An 857-nucleotide genomic window follows, 5' to 3' on the forward strand; every position below is an offset into this window, starting at 1 on the left:
CTCAAAAATCAAGCGTCACCGGATGCGATGAAGTTCGGATCTGCCTTTCCAGATCCTGCGTTGTTTCCATTGGATGCGTTGAATCGCAATCTGGCCAGTTCTGGTAGGAAGATGGGACCAGAGACGCTATTGGATAACTTACCGCCAGGCTCTGAATCACTGCGTCGTTTGATTGCTCAACGTTACATTCAACAAGGTATGGTGTTAACCCATGATGACATTGTCATTACTTCAGGGGCGTTAGAAGCGTTGAATTTGAGCCTTCAGGCCGTGACACAACCGGGAGATACTATCGTGGTTGAATCGCCAACATTTTACGGAGCGCTTCAAGCGATAGAACGTTTGGGCTTAAAGGCGATAGAAATCTCAGTAGACCCGCGCACCGGGCACTCATTGCAACAAATTGAAGCGGCTTTTACTGACCATGATGTTCGCGCGTGTTGGTTGATGACGAATTTCCACAACCCAACCGGAATGTCATTAAACGATGAGCAGAAGCAGCGCATCGTCGAGCTTGCTGATAAACACGATGTGTATTTGATTGAAGACGATGTGTATTCAGAGCTCTATTTTTCTAACAAGAAACCAAGTTCGCTGAGAACTTTTGATACCCAAGATCGCGTGTTGCATTGCGGATCATTTTCAAAAAGTCTTTGCCCGGGTTATCGGCTGGGGTGGGTGGTCAACAAGCGCTTTAATGAGCATCTGCAAAAACTGCAACTTATCTCGACTTTGTCAGGTAGTGCGCCTATCCAACAAGGTATCGCGCATTATTTGCAAAATGACAGCTATGATAATCACCTTAGAAAACTTCGAAAGAATCTTGAGCAGCGACAATCCGCGTTCATTGAACTGCT

The 857-nt window shown here is 46.1% G+C and carries 1 protein-coding gene; it reads left to right on the forward strand.

All coding sequences use genetic code 11. The annotated features are described in order from the left end of the window. The coding region (locus R7Q46_RS25975) for a PLP-dependent aminotransferase family protein (RefSeq protein ID WP_318078055.1) at positions 1–857 on the forward strand (857 nt) is incomplete at both ends.

The sequence above is a fragment of the Vibrio sp. 811 genome (assembly GCF_033339195.1).